This window comes from Klebsiella grimontii, from assembly GCF_042137965.1.
GTDB classification, from domain to species: Bacteria; Pseudomonadota; Gammaproteobacteria; order Enterobacterales; family Enterobacteriaceae; genus Klebsiella; species Klebsiella grimontii.
Map to the genome: position 1 here is coordinate 5,137,485 of NZ_CP169721.1, position 18,596 is coordinate 5,156,080.

At 56.8% G+C, this 18,596-nt stretch carries 14 protein-coding genes; 9 read left to right on the forward strand and 5 right to left on the reverse strand.

Annotated elements, in window-relative coordinates; translation table 11 throughout:
* Together tamB and tamA are read right to left on the reverse strand one after the other, a co-directional pair.
* Entirely contained in the window at window positions 1–3,777 is a 3,777-nt protein-coding gene (tamB, locus tag ACE3MN_RS24050; protein ID WP_064342097.1) for an autotransporter assembly complex protein TamB, read from the reverse strand.
* On the reverse strand, window positions 3,774–5,507 hold the full coding sequence (tamA, locus tag ACE3MN_RS24055) for an autotransporter assembly complex protein TamA (RefSeq protein ID WP_102649955.1): 1,734 nt from the start codon (window positions 5,505–5,507) through the stop codon (window positions 3,774–3,776). Before tamA ends, tamB begins: the two co-directional genes overlap by 4 nt.
* 209 nt (window positions 5,508–5,716) lie before the next feature.
* Between tamA and msrA the strand changes: the two genes are divergently transcribed.
* From msrA to araC, 5 genes are all read left to right on the forward strand, one after another.
* Window positions 5,717–6,355 carry a peptide-methionine (S)-S-oxide reductase MsrA gene (gene msrA / locus ACE3MN_RS24060; protein ID WP_004871050.1) on the forward strand — a complete coding sequence of 213 codons (639 nt, stop codon included), beginning with the start codon at window positions 5,717–5,719 and terminating at the stop codon, window positions 6,353–6,355.
* A 185-nt stretch (window positions 6,356–6,540) separates the two neighbouring features.
* A complete protein-coding gene (locus ACE3MN_RS24065) occupies window positions 6,541–7,884 on the forward strand; it encodes a hemolysin family protein (protein ID WP_004098030.1) in 1,344 nt (447 codons plus the stop codon).
* Between the two features lie 196 nt (window positions 7,885–8,080).
* Complete coding sequence (locus ACE3MN_RS24070) at window positions 8,081–9,313, forward strand: oligosaccharide MFS transporter (RefSeq protein WP_004871054.1); 1,233 nt, start codon at window positions 8,081–8,083, stop codon at window positions 9,311–9,313.
* Between the two features lie 18 nt (window positions 9,314–9,331).
* A complete protein-coding gene (locus ACE3MN_RS24075; protein ID WP_049132171.1) occupies window positions 9,332–11,341 on the forward strand; it encodes a beta-galactosidase in 2,010 nt (669 codons plus the stop codon).
* Between the two features lie 30 nt (window positions 11,342–11,371).
* The gene (gene araC / locus ACE3MN_RS24080; RefSeq protein WP_024360272.1) at window positions 11,372–12,244 is read left to right on the forward strand and encodes an arabinose operon transcriptional regulator AraC; all 873 of its coding nucleotides are present in this window, start codon (window positions 11,372–11,374) and stop codon (window positions 12,242–12,244) included.
* Between the two features lie 67 nt (window positions 12,245–12,311).
* Here the strand turns inward: araC and ACE3MN_RS24085 are convergent, their stop codons facing one another.
* Entirely contained in the window at window positions 12,312–12,518 is a 207-nt protein-coding gene (locus ACE3MN_RS24085) for a DUF1107 domain-containing protein (RefSeq protein ID WP_004128166.1), read from the reverse strand.
* A gap of 322 nt (window positions 12,519–12,840) precedes the next feature.
* On the opposite strand from ACE3MN_RS24085, the gene ACE3MN_RS24090 reads away from it, so the two are divergent.
* Window positions 12,841–13,398, forward strand: a complete 558-nt coding sequence (locus tag ACE3MN_RS24090) for a YtfJ family protein (protein ID WP_004871061.1) — start codon at window positions 12,841–12,843, stop codon at window positions 13,396–13,398.
* On the opposite strand, the gene cysQ is transcribed toward ACE3MN_RS24090, so the two are convergent.
* Window positions 13,388–14,131, reverse strand: coding sequence for a 3'(2'),5'-bisphosphate nucleotidase CysQ (gene cysQ / locus ACE3MN_RS24095; RefSeq protein WP_004871063.1), 744 nt, complete (start codon window positions 14,129–14,131; stop codon window positions 13,388–13,390). The genes ACE3MN_RS24090 and cysQ overlap by 11 nt on opposite strands.
* A gap of 191 nt (window positions 14,132–14,322) precedes the next feature.
* Here cysQ and ACE3MN_RS24100 point away from each other — a divergent pair, with 191 nt between their 5' ends.
* Window positions 14,323–16,266 (forward strand): bifunctional 2',3'-cyclic-nucleotide 2'-phosphodiesterase/3'-nucleotidase, encoded by a 1,944-nt coding sequence (locus ACE3MN_RS24100; RefSeq protein ID WP_102649956.1) that lies wholly within the window; start codon window positions 14,323–14,325, stop codon window positions 16,264–16,266.
* 52 nt (window positions 16,267–16,318) lie between these two features.
* Here ACE3MN_RS24100 and ACE3MN_RS24105 read toward each other — a convergent pair whose 3' ends face one another.
* Window positions 16,319–16,696: a winged helix-turn-helix transcriptional regulator gene (locus ACE3MN_RS24105; RefSeq protein WP_004871067.1), complete on the reverse strand. Its 378-nt coding sequence runs from the start codon at window positions 16,694–16,696 to the stop codon at window positions 16,319–16,321.
* 90 nt (window positions 16,697–16,786) lie between these two features.
* On the opposite strand from ACE3MN_RS24105, the gene ACE3MN_RS24110 reads away from it, so the two are divergent.
* The gene (locus ACE3MN_RS24110) at window positions 16,787–17,635 is read left to right on the forward strand and encodes an SDR family oxidoreductase (protein WP_024360269.1); all 849 of its coding nucleotides are present in this window, start codon (window positions 16,787–16,789) and stop codon (window positions 17,633–17,635) included.
* An 80-nt stretch (window positions 17,636–17,715) separates the two neighbouring features.
* Window positions 17,716–18,540: an AraC family transcriptional regulator gene (locus tag ACE3MN_RS24115; protein ID WP_024360268.1), complete on the forward strand. Its 825-nt coding sequence runs from the start codon at window positions 17,716–17,718 to the stop codon at window positions 18,538–18,540.
* Window positions 18,541–18,596 lie beyond the last annotated feature (56 nt).

Sequence of the window (18,596 nt, forward strand, 5' to 3'; positions counted from 1 at the left end):
CTAAAACTCAAACTGATAGAGCAAATCGAGAGCCTGGTCTACACCAGACACAGCTTCCATATATAGCTTAGGCATCAGGCGATAACGTAACGTCAACGTCGCCAGGGAATCAAAGATCCCTACCCCATATTTTACCTGCAGACCGGGCAGCACATAGCCGCTGACCACCACCTGGGAGGAGTCGCCCACTCCCTCGGTATCCAGCGCCAGATTGCTTACGCCAAACGTCTCGCCGATTTTACCCACAACCTGACCACTTTGTGCAACCCCCATACCAATAAGCATGGAGGTCATTGCCGCACTATCGCTCTGTCCGCTGCCTAAACCCTGCCCGCGGAGCAGGTAAGAGAGCGCTTCCTGCTGCGACATCGCCGGATCGGAGAAAATCTCCGCTTTCGGCTGATCGGCCGAGCCGGTCACGCGAACGCCGGCGATAACGTCGTCCTCGGTGGCGTCCGGGTTACGAATGGCTTCGATATTCAGCAGCGGCTGATCCGGCGGACCGGAGAACAGCAGCTCGCCTTTACGCACGATCAGATCCTGGCCGTAGGCATGGAAGCGGCCTTCCGGGATGTTGATCTGCCCGTTCAGTCCCAGCCCCTGTTTATCCTGCGCCACTTTCAAATCGCCGGTCAGACGCGCTTTCAGACCGAAGGCATCGAGACGAACGTTGTTGCCTACGTGAATCGTCAGGTTGCTGTTGATAGGGATACCGGCGCTCTGCTGCTTAATCGGCTGCAGATTTTTATCCAGCATCACTTCGTCAGATGAGACCCCAACGGCGCTTTCCGGCACTTCGTTGACCACGATACGCGCCCAGGGCACATCAACGCTGCCATCCAGGTTAAACAGGCTTGGCGTGGCGGTAAACACCACGTCCGGCGAGACATCCAGGCGCACCATCGGCGGCACGGTTATCCGTACCCGGCTGCCCTTCGCCGCAATCTGCGCGCGCCAGTTGTCAATCTGCGTCCAGTCGGCGTTGCCGCTAAGCGCGATGTGGCCCTGGCTGGTATTCACCGTTCCCTGTAGGGTCGAGCGGGTACCGGTGAAATTCATCGCCAGCTGGCTCGGCTGCATATCGAACGGCATAAAGTTACCGTCAATATCAACGCCATTCAGCTGCATCTGACCGAACAGCTGCGGACTCTGAAGGTTGCCGCCAAGCGTCAGGCGCGCATTCAGTCTCCCTTCCGCCTTTTCGCCGCGCGAGAAGATAGGGTTAATCATCGCCAGCGAGAAGTTGTTGATATTGACGTTGCCGCCCAGATTGCGTCGGCCCTGCGGATCGGTGACCTGCACCTGCCCGTCCAGCTGACCATTGTTGGTCAGGCGAATCAGCCAGCCCAGTTGGGCGCGATTATTATGCAGATCGGCGGTGAGGTTGAGAGTATCGAAAGCCACCGGCAGCGGCGCGTCGTTGACCGTCTGAGTGACCTTCACGTTACGCCCGTTCAGCGTCACTTTGCCCTGCGGCAGCCCCTCTTTGGTGGTGTCCCAACTCACATCGGCATTGCCGCTAAACACGCCGCTGGCCTGGGTCGCCTCCGGCATAAACGGCTTCAGCATCGCGAGGTCGAAACGGTTGAGGTTCACCACCGCGCGCCCGCTTGCCCCGGCGTCGATGGTCTGCGGTACGCACAGCTCGGCGTTCGGGTTAGTCCAGCAGTGCGGCCCGATGCTGATTTTCTGTTCGAGGTTACGGTAATCCAGCGCGATATTGCGCGTCAGCGCCACCGGCCCCACCGGGGTCTGGAAACGGGTGTTGCTCAGCGTGCCTCTCCAGCGCTCCGCTTTGCGGTCAAAGCTCCCCGCCAGCGACAGCTGCCCGGAGACCGGATCGCCCTGCACCCGCAGCTGCAGGTCGTGCTGCTTCTCGTTGCCCTTCGCATTGAGCTGCACCAGGCTGATATTGACGCCCGGCTGGCTGATACGGTCCACGCGCACGTCGAGGCTACCGCCAATCTGGTCGGTTGACTTCACATCACCCTTCACGTTCACCTGGGCCACCGACAGCTCCTGCCAGCGCAGCGCCCGGGCGGTGATGTCCGCCAGCAGCTGCGGCGCGTCGACGGTGCCGCGAACTTTCACCAGCCCCTTCGCCGTCCCGCCCAGGCCCGGCAGGGCGTTGTCGAGATGCGGCGCGTCAATGGTGGCGTCAAGGTTAAGATCTTTGACCCCCAGCTCGCCTTTCACGTCAGCGCTGTTGGGGCCTAACGCCAGATGCAGACCGGGGATTTTCCACTGCATATAGCTGTTGCCCTGCAGCGACCCGCTCACATCGACTTTATTTTGCTTCACGTTACCGGTGATTTTCAGCTCCGGTACCGACATCTGCCAGCTGCCGCCGTACAGGCTGCCCTGGGTCTTAATCAGGCCGTTGAGCTTCGACGGCCAGTCCGGCACCTCTTTAGCGGTGTTGATACCGTTAAGCGTCAGTTCGCCGCGCCAGCTGATCGCCTGCTGCCAGTCGAGCAGCGCCTTCAGTTCGGTTTTCCCTTCGAGAGCGGCGACGGTCAGCTTATCAAGATTGACCTGCTGCTCGTTGCCCTTGGCGTCGAGGTTAATCTTCGCCGGCGGCAGCGACTGCCCTTTGACCGCGGTGCTGAAAGTCAGGGTGTAGTCGGTCATCTTGCCGTTAAATTTCAGCAGGAGATCGTCAGCCTGATACGCTTTCTCGCCGGTGAACGGCCAGTAAAGCTGCTTGCTTTTAATCTCCATATCCAGCGGCAGCCCCGCCTCCGCCAGCTGCGTTTCGGCGCGTAGGGTCATCGCCACGGGACCGTTTAAATCCACGCCGAGCGTAAGCTTCTTACGGACTTCACCGCCCACTTTCAGCTGCACTTTCTCGCCCTTCAGGGGATCAATATTCAGCGTACTGTTGAGGGTAATATCGACCGGCCAGTTATCCTGCAGCTGGGCGTTGCCGGAAGCCGTGACTTTGCCCTGGTCGGAGTCCACGTCCAGCGCGTCCAGCTTCATCTGCCCATCAATGCTGCTGACTTTGAGCAGCAGATTATAGATGGTGATATCGGTATCGCCGGTGAGACGCAGCTGCTCGCCGCGGAAGGCCTGAATATTGAGATTCAACGGCAGATGGACGTCGGTCATTTCCGGCAGCACCGGCTTCGAGAACAGATCTTTCATCGTCTCGCCGAGCGGCTTTTCTTCCGGCTGCGGATTGTCAATTTTCGGCTCGACCACCTGCTCCTGGGCCACCTTCGCCACCTTCGGAAGCGCGATGAGCAACCCCTGCAGGGAGGTCGGCGTCAGGGTCAGGTTTTTCTCCTGCCAGTTCAGACCGCTGGTAAAGTCGCGCAGCGAGACGGCGGTATCGTCAATTTTTACGTTGACGTTATGCAGCGCCACCCGGCTCAGGGTGATGGGATAAGGCGTGGAGAGATTCAGCGGGCCGCTATCTTCTTCTTCAACCGGCGCCGCCGGCGGCATCTTGCTGGTATCGATCGCCACATAGATATCGCGCAGAGAAAGATCGTTGACGCACAGGCTGCTGTCCCACAGGCAGCGCAGCTTGAGGCCGAGGTGGAACTGGCCAGCGGTGACCGCCACGCCCGGCTGCTCAAAGCGCACGTTCTCCAGCGTCAAATCGCGCCAGCCGCCGGTCGCTTTGCCGATCTCCAGCCCCGGAACCCAGCGGTCGGCGGCTTTGATCACCAGATGCAGGCCAGTGGTGGTCCCCACCAGGAATCCTACCGTCCCCAGCAGCAGCACAAGAAAAATCAGTACGCCGAGGCTTATCTTCTTCCATAAACTCATAATTCAGGCCCCAGACCGATATAAAACTGTAAACCGTGCTCTTTTTTGTCGCCGATCGGTCTGGCGATATCCAGCTTGATTGGTCCGACCGGAGACTGCCAGCGCACGCCGAGGCCGGCGCCGGTTTTAAAGTTGCTCTCGCGGATATCGCTCACCGCTTCGCCGCTATCGACAAACACCGCGCCCCACCATTTGCCGCTCACGTTGTACTGATACTCCAGCGAGCCGGTGGCCAGTTTCGAGGCCCCCATCAGCTTGCCGTCATCATCTTTTGGCGAGATAGATTTGTATTTATACCCGCGAATGCTACGGTCGCCACCGGCGAAGAAACGCAGATCCGGCGGGACCTTGCTGAAGTTATCGGCCTCAATCCAGCCAAGATTGCCGCGCACCACGAAGCGGTGGCGGTCATACAGGGTGCGGATCCAGACGTCCTGCGCCTGCATCACGATAAAGTTGATGTCCGAGCCCCACATGGTGTTGGAGTAGTCCACCGAATAGCGCTGCGAATCGCCCCAGGTCGGCATCAGGCCGCCGCGCGAGCGGGTACGGTTCACCGACACGCCGGGGTAGATCAGCATGGTGGTGTTAGTGACGTTGGCCTGGGTAAAGTGGTCGAGGCTCCAGCGCAGGTTCAGCGCGCGCTGCCAGCCGCTCGACATCTCCCAAAAACGTGATACCCCGAGGGTCGTAGAGTCGGCTTTGGTATCGTTAAGATCGGTACGCTTAAAGCCGCCCTGCATCAGGTAGTACTGCTCCAGCGGGCTTTTTAACAACGGCACCTTATAGCTGAAATCAAGCTGCTGTTCCGGGGCGGAAAGGCTGAGGCTGGAGGTCAGGCTGTGGCCGTAGGAGTTCATCCACGGCTTTCTCCAGGTGCCTTTGACGCGCGGCCCGACGTCGGTTGAGTAGCCGACCCCGGTTTCAACGGTATTCTCTTTACGCGGAGAGACCACGCCCTGCAAAGGCAGAATTTTGGTCTGGCGGGATTTTTCAAACTGCGGCGCCACCACGACGGAGCTAAACCAGCCGGTTGCCGCCAGGCGGCGGTTCAGTTCGGCGAGATCCTGGGAGGTGTAGTAGTCGCCCTGCTTAAACGGCACCAGGTTTTGCAGATATTCGTCGCGAATTTGCGAGCCTTCAAAAGTGACCGGGCCAAAGCGGTAGCGCTCGCCGCTGTTGTAGTCGATATCCCAGAAGGCCTGATGCCGGTCGAGAGAGACGCCGAGCTGGCTTTTATTAAACTCGCTATCAAAATAGCCTTTACGTAGCGCAACGCGGGTCAGGGAGCTTTTGAAGCCATCATAGTCGCTGTGGTTCAGCACGGTGCCGATCGCCGGGCGCGTTTTTAACAAATCCAGATAGTCGCGATCGGTTCGGGCGCCGCCGCGTAAAATCACTTCGGTGCCGCCAATACGCACCGGCTCGCCGGGCGTGACTTTGGCGATCAGGACCTGGCGGCCCCTCGCCGGCGGCGGACGTAAATCAAAATCGATCGTCGGTTCGTAGTAGCCGAGCGCTTTCAGGCCTTCGCGGATAGCATCATCAACGCGCGCGCGAAAGCGCCGGTCCGGCGTGACTTCATCGCTCTGGATCGTAGATAGTTGGGCGCGGACGTTTTTTTCCAGTTCCCCGGATAACCCCTCAACCTGCAAACGCACGCTCGCTGCGCTGGCGACCCCGCTGACCAGCAAAAGGCTGGTGATACATAACTGGCGGATTTGTAGCACGTTTTCTCCTGAATATCCTTGTTTCCCCCCGAAGGAAACGAAAGCGCCGCTCCACGGCTTAACAAAACCCTAACAATCAAGGGTTGAAAAATAGACGTTATCCCAAATAATTCTTATGTTTAAATCTAGACGTATTAAGCGCGTTTATTGTGTTAAAAGACGCGCTTGGTTACAACCTTAACCACATTTTCTGTTTTGAGAGGCCCACCGTGAGTCTATTTGATAAAACGCATCTTGTCGCCCAAGCGGACGCGCTGCCGGGACGCAACACGCCGATGCCGGTGGCTACGCTCCACGCCGTCAATGGTCACTCGATGACCAACGTTCCCGCAGGAATGGAAATCGCTCTGTTCGCCATGGGCTGCTTCTGGGGCGTCGAACGCCTGTTCTGGCAGCTGCCCGGCGTCTACAGTACCGCCGCCGGCTACACCGGCGGCTATACGCCAAACCCAACCTACCGCGAAGTGTGCAGCGGCGAGACCGGCCACGCCGAAGCGGTGCGCGTGGTCTACGATCCGCAGGTTATCAGCTATGAGCAGCTGCTCCAGGTCTTCTGGGAAAACCACGACCCGGCGCAGGGTATGCAGCAGGGTAACGATCGCGGTACCCAGTATCGTTCCGCGATTTATCCGCTGACGCCGGAGCAGAGCGAGGCGGCACAGGCCAGCCTGGCGCGTTTCCAGGCGGCAATGAATGAAGCGAACGACACCCGGACGATCACCACCGAGATAGCGACGGCGAAGCCGTTCTATTATGCCGAAGACGATCACCAGCAGTATCTGCATAAAAACCCGTACGGATACTGCGGTATCGGCGGAATCGGCGTTTGTTTGCCGCCGCAGGCCTGATGCCGCCGCGTGGTTCCCGCAGGCCGCCGGATTGAATAATTTACGCTCTGGCGGCTTTACAGTACCTTACGCTATACTACGCCGTGCTATCGCCGGTCCAGAGCCTTCGGACCGGCTTTTTGTGAATTCCACTTAGCGTTATCCACTTCCCTTCCGAGGATCTGATCTCAACGGTCAGATAAGATATGTTAAACAGTATTTTAGTCATACTCTGTCTGATAGCCGTCAGTGCGTTCTTTTCGATATCGGAAATCTCGCTGGCCGCATCACGTAAAATCAAACTCAAGCTGCTAGCCGATGATGGCAACATCAACGCTCAACGCGTGCTGAAGATGCAGGAAAACCCCGGTATGTTCTTTACCGTGGTGCAAATCGGTCTCAACGCGGTGGCGATTCTCGGCGGTATCGTCGGCGATGCTGCGTTTTCACCGGCTTTCTACGGCCTGCTGAGCCGCTATCTGTCGCCGGAGCTCTCCGAGCAGCTGAGCTTTATTATTTCTTTTACCCTGGTCACCAGCCTGTTCATTCTGTTTGCTGACCTGACTCCGAAACGCATCGGTATGATTGCGCCTGAAGCCGTCGCTTTACGCATCATCAACCCGATGCGCTTCTGCTTGTTTATCTTCCGCCCGCTGGTGTGGTTGTTTAACGGCATGGCCAACAACATCTTCCGCCTGTTCAAAATTCCGATGGTGCGTAAAGACGACATTACCTCCGATGATATTTACGCCGTCGTGGAAGCCGGCGCGCTGGCCGGGGTGCTGCGTAAGCAGGAGCATGAGCTGATTGAAAACGTGTTCGAGCTAGAATCGCGCACCGTGCCTTCATCCATGACCTCGCGTGAAAACGTCATCTGGTTCGATCTTCATGAGGATGAGCAGAGCCTGAAAAATAAGGTCGCGGAGCATCCGCACTCCAAATTCCTGGTGTGTAACGAAGATATCGACCACATCATCGGCTACGTTGATTCTAAAGATCTGCTGAACCGCGTGCTGGCGAACCAGAGCCTGGTGCTGACCGGCGGCGTGCAGATTCGCAATACGCTGATTGTCCCGGATACCCTGACGCTCTCTGAAGCGCTGGAAAGCTTTAAAACCGCCGGTGAAGACTTCGCCGTGATCATGAACGAGTATGCGCTGGTGGTCGGGATTATCACCCTGAACGACGTGATGACCACCCTGATGGGCGACCTCGTCGGCCAGGGGCTGGAAGAGCAGATCGTCGCGCGCGATGAAAACTCCTGGCTCATCGACGGCGGAACGCCGATTGATGACGTGATGCGGGTGCTGGATATCGATGATTTCCCGCAGTCCGGCAATTACGAGACCATTGGCGGCTTTATGATGTTTATGCTGCGTAAAATTCCCAAGCGGACCGACGCGGTGAAATTTTCCGGCTATAAGTTCGAAGTGGTGGATATCGATAACTACCGCATCGATCAGCTGCTGGTGACCCGTATCGACAATAAGCCGACGGTGCTGGTGCCCAAGCTACCGGACGCGGCGAATAGCGATAAAGAGTCGGCGTAACGCGTTTGACGAACCGATAAGGCGGATGAAAATCCGCCTTTTTTATTGCCCGAATGTGAGGCGGCTCACGCCCCTCGGGCGATAGCAGATTTTTACTGCTCCATAGCGAAACGTTCATGACTCCCCGCTTCGCAAAAAGGTAACTTTGCTCGCGACTACACGATCATATTCCTGAATAAAGGAAGCGAGGGTTACCATGATAGAATCAAATAAAAACTACTATATAAGCTGTCTGTTCTTCCTGTTCTTCTTTATTGGCTGGGGATGCTGCTATCCTTATTTATCATTGTGGTTAACGGAAACCATCGGTATTAATTACACTGATGTCGGTCTGGTTTATTCCTTTACTGCGGTTATTGCCGTTTGCGTTCAACCATTATTCGGGTTCATCTCCGACAGGCTCGTCTATCGTAAAAACCTGATGTGGATGCTGGCCATCATTATTACCCTTTTCGCCCCTTACTGGATCTACGTCTTTGCGCCATTATTAAAAGTTAACGTTTTTCTCGGGGCGCTGGCCGGCGGTATTTATATTGGCATGGCCTACGGCGCAGGCTGCGGTATTTGCGAAGCTTACATTGATAAAGTCAGCCGCGCTTCCGGCTTTGAGTTTGGTCGCGCCAGAATGTTTGGCGGCATTGGCGCGGCTATTGGCACCTTCGCGGCAGGCAAGCTCTACGGCATCGACCAGAACATGATTTTCTGGCTGGCCAGCTGCGCCGGCGTATGCCTGCTGGTCATTGTCTGGAAAATGCAGATCAGCGCGCATAAACAAGACGCGATGCAGAGTCGTAAAGCCTCGCCGGTTACCCTGAGCGACGCCGCCTCGCTGCTGAAAATGAAGAAATTCTGGTTCTTCGCGATCTACACGATTGGCGTCGGCGCAGTATATGAAACCTACGACCAGCAGTTCGCCATCTATTACAGCCACTTCTTTGAGAGCAAAGCGCGCGGCGCGGAAGTGTTCGGCTATTTAACCACCGGTCAGATTTTCCTTGATGCGGTGGTGATGTTCTTCGCCCCATGGTTCGTGAATAAAATCGGCCCGAAAAATGCGCTGCTGTACTGCGGAATGATTATGAGTCTGCGCATTATCGGCTCGGCCTGGGCTATGGGTCCTGTGTCCATTAGCCTGATTAAACTGCTGCACGGTTTTGAAAGTTCAGTATTACTCGTCGCCGCGCTGAAATATATCACCGCCAACTTCAACCCGCTGCTATCAGCCACGGTTTATTTAATCGGCTTCCAGTTTTCGAAAAGCTTTAGCTCTATTTTCCTTTCTACCGGCATCGGTCATATGTACCAGAGCATGGGCTTTACCAGCAGCTATATCGTGCTCGGCGGTATCGCCCTGTGCTTTACGCTGATTTCATTTATTACGCTGGATAAAGCGCGCGCTTTTGCCCCGCAGCCGGCGCCCGCGCATTAATTTAAGGAGGTAACCTGTATGTCTGATTTATTTTATGGCGTGGCCTATTACGATGAATATATGCCGGAAGATCGGCTGGCGAAAGATATCGCCTTAATGCAGGAAACGGGCATTAATGTGGTGCGCATTGCCGAATCGACCTGGAGTACGCTCGAGCCCCGGGAGGGCGAATATAACTTCTATCATATCGACCGGGTGCTGGATGCCATGTATGAGGCGGGGATCGCGGTGATTATCGGGACGCCGACCTACGCCGTCCCGACCTGGCTGGCGGCTAAACATCCGGACATACTGGTCACCACCGTCGATGGCCAGCAAAAATATGGCCCGCGCCAGATTATGGATATCGTCAACCCGACCTTTCGCCGCTATGCCGAAAAGATTATTCGTACGCTAATGGCGCACGTGCAGCGACATCCGGCAATTATTGGCTGGCAGCTGGATAATGAAACCAAGCATTACGATAATATCGGCCGCTATATGCAAGAGGGGTTTGTGCGCAGCCTGCGAGAAAAATACCCCGATCTCGACCGGTTGAATAACGATTTTGGTCTGGACTACTGGAGCAACCGTATTGATAGCTGGCAGGATTTTCCGCCGGTCGAGAATACCATTAACGCCAGCCTCGCCTGCGCGTTCTCTCGCTACCAGCGCCAGCAGGTGACGGAGTATCTCGCCTGGCAGGCGGAGATCGTGCGCGAATATGCCCAGCCGCATCAGTTCGTCACCCACAACTTCGATTTTGAATGGCGCGGCTACTCCTACGGCGTGCAGCCGCGAGTCGACCATTTTGCGGCGGCGCAGGCGCTGGATATTGCCGGTGTCGATATCTATCACCCGAGCCAGAAGCACCTGACCGGGCGGGAAATCGCGTTTGGCGGCGCCATTACGCGCTCGCTCAAGCAGGGCAACAACTACTTCGTGCTGGAAACCCAGGCGCAAGGCTTTGCCCAGTGGACCCCTTATCCTGGCCAGCTGCGCCTGCAGGCCTTTAGCCACGTGGCCTCGGGAGCGGCGATGGTCTCCTACTGGCACTGGCATTCGATTCATAATGCGTTCGAAACTTACTGGAAAGGGCTGTTAAGCCATGACTTTTCGCGCAACGCGACCTGGCAGGAGGCCACCACTATCGGAGCTGACTTCGCCCGCCTGTCGCCGCAGCTGGCGGAGCTGAAGGCGGAAAACGACGTCGCGCTGCTGATCAGCAATGAGGCGATGGACGCCCTCAACCAGTTCCGCCCCGGCGACGCGCAGGGCAATATTTATAACGATATTTTCCGCCGCTTCCACGATGCGCTGTACGACCACAATATCAGCCTCGATATTATTCACGACGTTAACGAGGAAACCGCGCGCTACCGCGTGCTGATCGTACCCGGACTCTACGCCGCGGATGATGGCCTGCTTACGCGCATTAACCGCTATATTGAACAGGGCGGCAGAGCGCTGATCGGCTTTAAATCGGGCTTTAGCGATGAAAACGTGAAGGTGCGCAGCGGCGCGCAGCCGGGAGTTTTGCGCGAAAGCTGCGGCGTGAGCTACAGCCAGTTCACCCTGCCGGAAGAGACGACGGTAAGCGCGTGCAGCGCGGACATTGATTGCAGTAAAGATAACCAGGCCGAGCTGTGGATGGAGCTGCTGACGCCGGACGCCGGTACCCGTACGCTACTGCGCTATCAGCATCCGGCATGGAGCGATTTTGCCGCCGCCACCGAGGCGGATTACGGCCAGGGCCGGGCGATTTACGTTGGCTTCCTGCCGCAAAAAACGCTGATTAGTCAGCTGTTCGACCGGCTGACGGCGGGTCTGGATCTGCGTTCACGCACCTCGGCCTACCGCTATCCGCTGGTGGTCAAAAAGATGCGCAACCGCGACGGCAATAGCATCCACTTCCTGTTTAACTACTCCGGCGATCCGCTGGCGTTTATCAGCGAGACATCGGGTAACGCGCTGCTGAGCGGGGAAAAAGTTCACTGCGGCCAGCCGTTGCGTCTCAGGGCATGGGAATTTAGTATCATCGAAAGTTAAGCGAGCGGCGGCACTCGGGCGGGGGAAACGATGGAACTGGATATCAATGAGCTACTGAACTTCTCGCCATTGATGAAGACCTTTACCTTCAACGCCTGGGTCGTCGCCGGCTTTACTCCCATCACCCGTGGCTCAAAGCTGGACTACTACATTAACCGCCCGCAGGGAATGAAAGGTTACATCATCAATCTGACCCTGCGCGGCCAGGCGCGCGCGAAAGCGGGCGACGGCTCTCTTCTGTTTCGTGAAAACGACCTGCTGCTCTTTCCCCCCGGCGTTCCCCACCATTATGGACGGGACGAACACAGCGACTACTGGGATCACTTATGGATCTACTTTATCCCTCGCCCCTACTGGATAGACTGGCTAAAGTGGGATCAAACAGCGCACGGTATCGGCAAAACCACGGTCAACGATCCTGAGCAGCTGCAAAGCCTGCGCGATCTGTTCTATGAGGTCATCCGCCATCACTCCGCTTCCGCCCCGCTGTCGGAGGCGCTGGCGATGAACGCGCTGGAGCGCCTGATCCTGAGCTGCTTTCAGCGACAGCCGATCAGCAACCGCCACGCCCACGATCCGCGGATTAACGCCGTATGCGACTATCTTAACGAACATATTGCCCAGGAGATTAAGATTGAGAACCTGGCGGCGATGGTTTTTATCTCCCCCTCCCGGCTGGCGCATCTGTTCAAAAATGAACTGGGGCAAACGGTTTACGCCTGGCGCGAGGCGCAGCGCATTAACCGCGCAAAGTGGCTGATCCAAACCACGTCGCTGCCGCTTAACAAAATCGCCCTGTCGGTAGGTTATGGAGACCCGGTCTATTTCACGCGCATTTTCCGCAAGCATAACGGCATTCCGCCGGGCGAGTACCGCAAACGCTATGCGGAAATGAAGGGGTAGGTCCAGAAACATCAACGGCTCCCGTTGGGAGCCGCCTTTTTACCGTGTAGCCATACCACTTTTCAGATTATGCCATCTCTGTCTGCAGACGGATAACCTGACGATTGACTTCGGACATCACCGACAAATGCAGCTTGTCCTTCACCTTCGGGATAAGGATTTTGCCCTTATCAAACTCAAAAGCGCCAACGTCCTTGATATACAAACGTCCACGGAACAGGATCTTCACGTACTTCGCTACTTGTAGCGGATTGTAGCGTTGGAAAATTTTCATTGTTGTCTCCTGCCAGGGTTACGCTCCTGTGGTGCCACAGTTAGCCCACGTACCGGAAGCGCAAATTTTAGTGCCCTGAAACTATAGTCCAGAATCTGAGTGATACCCAGTATGTATAAGTTTATTTACCTTATGATGACAATAATTCAGAGTTTTCGTTTCAGGCATCCGATGAAGATAGTATAAGTCGCCGATTTTGGACGAATTTGTGCGTTAACACGCAAACTGGCACCATCATTGCGGGTAATGCGCATAAATCGCACTTATGATTAAAGAAGACCAAGTGGTCGGATCACCTGCAAAGATAATAAAAGGAAACACCATGACCCTACGTAGATTACTGGCCGTTTCATGTCTCCTGTTCCCGCTGATCGCCTCGGCGCACAACTTTGTCGACGGTCAGCGCGTTGCGCCGGTCGGCGTCGCGGATCGAGGGGAGCTGGTGCTGAATAACGATAAGTTTAGCTATAAAAGCTGGAATAGCGCGCAGCTGGCGGGGAAAGTGCGCGTCGTGCAGCATATTGCCGGGCGCTCGTCGGCAAAAGAAAAAAACGCCACTCTGATTGAAGCCATTAAGAGCGCGAAGCTCCCGCACGATCGCTATCAAACCACCACCATCGTTAATACCGATGACGCTATCCCGGGTTCAGGCGTGTTTGTCCGCAGCAGTATTGAGAGCAACAAGCAGCTCTACCCCTGGTCGCAGTTTATCGTCGACAGCAACGGTGTGGTCCGCAAAGCATGGCAGCTCAATGAAGAGAGTTCGGCCATCGTGGTGCTGGATAAAGACGGCCGCGTACAGTGGGCTAAAGACGGCGCGCTCAGCCAGGAGGAAGTGCAGCAGGTAGTGGCCCTGCTGCACAAGCTGCTTAATAAATAGAGACCCGGAAGCCGGGGTTGAGGAACGATTCACGCGGCGTGTAATCCAGGGTACGCCCCTGCCAGTCGTGAACGTGCGCCCCGGCGGCGCTGGCGACCGCATGACCGGCCGCGGTGTCCCAGGTGGAGGTCGGCCCGAAGCGCGGATAAAGCTGGGCCTGCCCTTCGGCGACCAGACAAAACTTCAGCGACGAACCGATTGAGGTCGTCTGGTGTTCGCCAAGCTGCTCCAGATACTCCTGCAGCTCCGGGTCATTACCGTGGGAGCGGCTAATCACCACCAGCGGCGGACGCGCATCGCGGACCTGAATCTGCTTGCGAACGCCGCACTCCTCTTTCCATGCTTTGCCCTTTTCCGCGCTGTACATCACCTTCATCACCGGCGCGTAGACCACGCCAAGGATCGGTTTCCCGTTTTCAATCAAAGCGATATTGACGGTAAACTCGCCGTTGCGCTTGATAAACTCTTTGGTGCCGTCCAGCGGGTCCACCAGCCAGTAGCGCTGCCAGTGCTGGCGCACCTCCCAGGCCGGCGGGTCCTCTTCCGACAGAACCGGAATATCGGGCGTCAGCGCCAGCAGGCCGCTGATAATCACCTTGTGCGCCGCAATATCCGCGGCCGTGACCGGAGAATCGTCCTTCTTGCTGGCGATGTCCATCGGCTGTTTTCCATCGTAAACTTCCATAATGGCATCGCCCGCGTTCCGTGCAAGCTGACATACTTGTTCTAACATTCTCCACCTCGTCTGGTTACAGTGGCGTTAACTCGTTGTTTTATTTATATCGCATCATTGTGAGTTCCGCTATCTGTGATAACGATGGCGGTTTCATTCATCGCTTTTCTGGCATGATTCACATTTCTGTAAGCAACAGAATGTAAATACATTTTCTTCTGTGCCATTGCTCATAAAAAAGGACGCCACTGATGATTAAGTTTAGCGCAACGCTGCTGGCCACGCTGATCGCCGCCAGCGTAAATGCGGCGACGGTTGATTTGCGGATCATGGAAACCACCGATCTGCACAGTAATATGATGGACTTTGACTATTACAAAGACAGCGCCACGGAAAAATTTGGCCTGGTGCGCACCGCAACCCTGATTGAAAAAGCACGCCAGGAAGCCAAAAACAGCGTGCTGGTCGATAACGGCGACGTCATTCAGGGCAGCCCGCTGGGCGACTATATGGCGGCGAAGGGGCTGAAAGAGGGCGATGTTCACCCGGTCTATAAAGCGATGAATACCCTGGACTATGCGGTGTGGAACCTCGGTAACCACGAGTTTAACTACGGGCTCGACTTCCTGCACAAAGCGCTGGCCGGCGCGAAATTCCCCTACGTGAACGCCAATATCATCGATGCCAAAACCGGCAAACCGATGTTTACGCCTTATCTGATTCAGGATACCCAGGTTCAGGATAGCGACGGCAAAACGCAGACGCTGCGTATTGGCTATATCGGCTTCGTACCGCCGCAGATTATGACATGGGATAAAGCCAATCTCAGCGGCAAAGTCACCGTCAACGACATTACCGCAACCGCGCGCAAATTTGTCCCGGAAATGCGTGAAAAAGGCGCGGACGTGGTCGTGGTCATTGCCCACTCCGGCCTCTCCGCCGACCCGTATCAGGCGATGGCGGAGAACTCCGTTTACTATTTAAGCCAGGTGCCCGGCGTCGATGCCATTATGTTCGGCCACGCGCACGCCGTCTTCCCGAGCAAAGATTTTGCCGGTATTAAAGGCGCGGATATCGCTAAAGGTACGCTGAACGGCGTACCGGCGGTGATGCCGGGCATGTGGGGCGATCATCTTGGGGTGGTCGATCTGGTTCTGAACAACGACAGCGGCAAATGGCAGGTCAGCGCAGCGAAAGCCGAAGCGCGCCCGATCTACGATGCGGCGGCGAAGAAATCGCTGGCGGCAGAAGACAGCAACATGGTGGCGGTATTAAAAGCCGACCATGACGCCACCCGCGAGTTTGTCGGCAAACCGATCGGTAAATCCTCGGATAATATGTACAGCTACCTGGCGCTGGTGCAGGACGACCCGACCGTACAGGTAGTCAACATGGCCCAGAAAGCCTATGTGGAGCACTATATTCAGGGCGACCCGGATCTGGCGAAGCTGCCGGTACTCTCCGCCGCCGCGCCGTTTAAAGTCGGCGGACGGAAAAACGATCCGGCCAGCTTTGTGGAAGTGGAAAAAGGTCAGCTCACCTTCCGCAATGCCGCCGATCTCTACCTGTATCCCAACACCCTGGTGGTGATGAAAGTGAGCGGTAAAGAGGTGAAAGAGTGGCTGGAGTGCTCCGCCGGGCAGTTCAATCAGATTGACCCCGCCAGCAGCAAGCCGCAGTCGCTGATTAACTGGGACGGCTTCCGCACTTACAACTTCGACGTCATTGATGGCGTGAACTACCAGATTGATATCACCCAGCCGGCGCGCTACGACGGCGAATGCAACAGCGTCAATCCGCAGGCCGAGCGAATTAAGCATCTGACCTTTAACGGCAAGCCGATCGATGCGAACGCCACTTTCCTCGTCGCGACCAACAACTACCGCGCCTACGGCGGTAAATTCAAGGGCACCGGCGAAGATCATATCGCGTTCGCCTCACCGGATGAAAACCGCTCGGTGCTGGCGGCGTGGATTGGCGCGGAGTCGAAGAAAAACGGCGAGATCCATCCTGCGGCGGATAACAACTGGCGCCTGGCGCCGATCCACAGCAGCGTACCGCTGGATATTCGCTTTGAAACCTCTCCGGGCGATAAGGCCGCGGCGTTTATCAAAGAGAAAGCGCAATACCCAATGCGTCAGGTCGCCACCGACGATATCGGTTTTGCCATTTATCAGCTGGATTTGAGTCAGTAATTGCCCCTTCCCCGGTTGCGCTACGCTTACCGGGGCTACCCAGGCATCACCCTCAGGCTACCTGCCCGTGGTTCGCCAGAACCACGGGCAGGTTCAGTTCAATCCAGTCCGCCAGCGCCGCCACCTTCTCGCTTACCTGCTCACCGAGCGGAGTCAGACTATATTCAACGTGCGGGGGCACCACCGGATAGGATACGCGATTAAGAAAGCCGTCCTGTTCCAGCGCCTGGAGCGACTGGGCCAGCATCTTTTCGCTGACGCCGCCGATCTTACGCCGCAGATCGCTAAACCGATGGGTGCCATCGCGCAGAGACACCAAAATCAACACGCCCCAGCGGCTGGTCACATGCTTGAGCACTTCCCGCGAGGGGCACTGTTCGGCAAACAGGTTGCCGTTGCGTAGCTGCTCGCTCAGCGTCAGATTCGCCATATTCATACTTACCTTTTTGTACGTACTTACTAAAAGTTAGTTAAGGTGTTAGCTTACCACAACTGCCAATGAACACGAAGGAGAAGACCTATGATCGCAATTACCGGCGCAACCGGCCAGCTTGGCCAGCACGTCCTGGAAAATCTGTTAACTACCGTACCCGCAGACCAGGTTGTGGCTATCGTGCGCAACCCGGCGAAGGCCGAATCGCTGAGCCAAAAGGGCGTAGTGGTTCGTCAGGCCGACTACGGCGACGAAGCCGCACTAACCGCCGCCCTGCAGGGCGTAGACAAACTGCTGCTGATCTCGTCCAGCGAAGTCGGCCAGCGCGCCGTCCAGCACCGCAACGTGATTAACGCCGCGAAAGCCGCCGGCGTAAAATTTATCGCCTACACCAGCCTGCTGCACGCCGATACCTCTCCGTTGGGGCTGGCGGATGAGCATATCGCCACCGAGAAAATGCTCGCCGACTCCGGCATTGCATATGCCCTGCTGCGTAACGGCTGGTACACCGAAAACTATCTCGCCAGCGCGCCGCCGTCGATTGAGCACGGCGTGTTTATCGGCGCGGCCGGTAACGGCAAAATCGCCTCCGCGACCCGCGCAGACTACGCCGCCGCCGCCGCTCGCGTTATCGCCGAAGAGGGCCACGCCGGAAAAGTGTACGAGCTGGCGGGCGATGAGGCGTGGACGCTGAGCGAACTCGCCGCAGAGCTGAGCAAACAAAGCGGTAAAAATGTGGTGTATCAAAACCTCAGCGAAGCCGACTTCGCCGCCGCGCTGAAGGGCGTCGGGCTGCCTGCCGGTCTGGCGGATATGCTGGCGGATTCCGATACCGGCGCTTCCAAAGGCGGTCTGTTCGACGACAGCCGCACTCTGAGTAAGCTCATCGGTCGCCCAACCACGACGCTGGCAGAGAGCGTCAAAGGCATTCTGTAACTGTTACATAGTGGTTAATTTTTGTAGCATCCCGGCGGGCCATCCTCAATAATAAAAGGATGTCCGTCGGGAGTTATCGCATGCAAGGCGTACCGGAACAGTTTAATGATGAAAGAGACAGCGCGCGCTTCCGCCATCTGGCGCAGCTGCCCGGCGTTGAGCTATATCATGCCCATATATCCCGCTACGCCTTTGAACCGCACACCCATGAAGCCTTTGGTATCGGCGCGATCGAGCTCGGCGCCGAGCGTTTTCGCTATCGGGGCAGCCAGCACGTGGCTTCGGTCAACTCTATCGTCACCATGAACCCCGATGAGCTGCACACCGGCGAGGCGGAAACCGCCGACGGCTGGCGCTATCGGATGATTTATCTCGACCCGGATACGCTGGAAGAAGTGACCGGCGAACGCCACTGGTGGTTCAGCGAGGTGGTTCGCCAGGATCCGCTGCGCTCCCGGCAAATCGGCAATCTTATCTATGGCCTGTGGCATACCGACGATCCGCTGGCGCAGCAGGGTCTGCTGCTGGATCTAATCGATACCTTCCGTCCGTTTGCCCATCACGCCGCTGCGCTGCCCGAGGCCCGTCACCGCTTCGAGCGGGTACGCGACTATCTGCACGATAACTATATGCGTACGGTCACCCTCGATGAGCTGGCGCAGGTGGCAGCGCTCAGCCCATACCATTTTCAACGCCAGTTCAAAGCGCACTTTCACGTCACGCCGCACCAGATGCTGATGGCGATTCGCCTGTGGCGCGCCAAAGCGTTTCTCACCCACGGCATGCCCGCCGCCGACGTCGCCCTCGCCGCCGGACTGACCGACCAGTCGCACCTGACCCGCGCGTTCACCCGCCGCTACGGCATTACGCCGGTGCGTTATCAAAAGCAGGTTCTCCCGCGCTAATGCGCAACCTCATACAATATTCCCGCTTTTGCCTCGCCTACACTGTCGGCAACGAA

Excerpts from the sequence above, each read along its gene's own strand:
- ACE3MN_RS24115 (WP_024360268.1), top strand. The coding sequence starts at position 17,716 with ATGCAAGGCGTACCGGAACAGTTTAATGATGAAAGAGACAGCGCGCGC.
- ACE3MN_RS24070 (WP_004871054.1), top strand. The coding sequence starts at position 8,081 with ATGATAGAATCAAATAAAAACTACTATATAAGCTGTCTGTTCTTCCTG.
- ACE3MN_RS24105 (WP_004871067.1), bottom strand. The coding sequence starts at position 16,696 with ATGGCGAATCTGACGCTGAGCGAGCAGCTACGCAACGGCAACCTGTTT.
- ACE3MN_RS24075 (WP_049132171.1), top strand. The coding sequence starts at position 9,332 with ATGTCTGATTTATTTTATGGCGTGGCCTATTACGATGAATATATGCCG.
- ACE3MN_RS24065 (WP_004098030.1), top strand. The coding sequence starts at position 6,541 with ATGTTAAACAGTATTTTAGTCATACTCTGTCTGATAGCCGTCAGTGCG.
- ACE3MN_RS24110 (WP_024360269.1), top strand. The coding sequence starts at position 16,787 with ATGATCGCAATTACCGGCGCAACCGGCCAGCTTGGCCAGCACGTCCTG.
- ACE3MN_RS24100 (WP_102649956.1), top strand. The coding sequence starts at position 14,323 with ATGATTAAGTTTAGCGCAACGCTGCTGGCCACGCTGATCGCCGCCAGC.
- tamB (WP_064342097.1), bottom strand. The coding sequence starts at position 3,777 with ATGAGTTTATGGAAGAAGATAAGCCTCGGCGTACTGATTTTTCTTGTG.
- ACE3MN_RS24090 (WP_004871061.1), top strand. The coding sequence starts at position 12,841 with ATGACCCTACGTAGATTACTGGCCGTTTCATGTCTCCTGTTCCCGCTG.
- araC (WP_024360272.1), top strand. The coding sequence starts at position 11,372 with ATGGAACTGGATATCAATGAGCTACTGAACTTCTCGCCATTGATGAAG.
- ACE3MN_RS24085 (WP_004128166.1), bottom strand. The coding sequence starts at position 12,518 with ATGAAAATTTTCCAACGCTACAATCCGCTACAAGTAGCGAAGTACGTG.
- cysQ (WP_004871063.1), bottom strand. The coding sequence starts at position 14,131 with ATGTTAGAACAAGTATGTCAGCTTGCACGGAACGCGGGCGATGCCATT.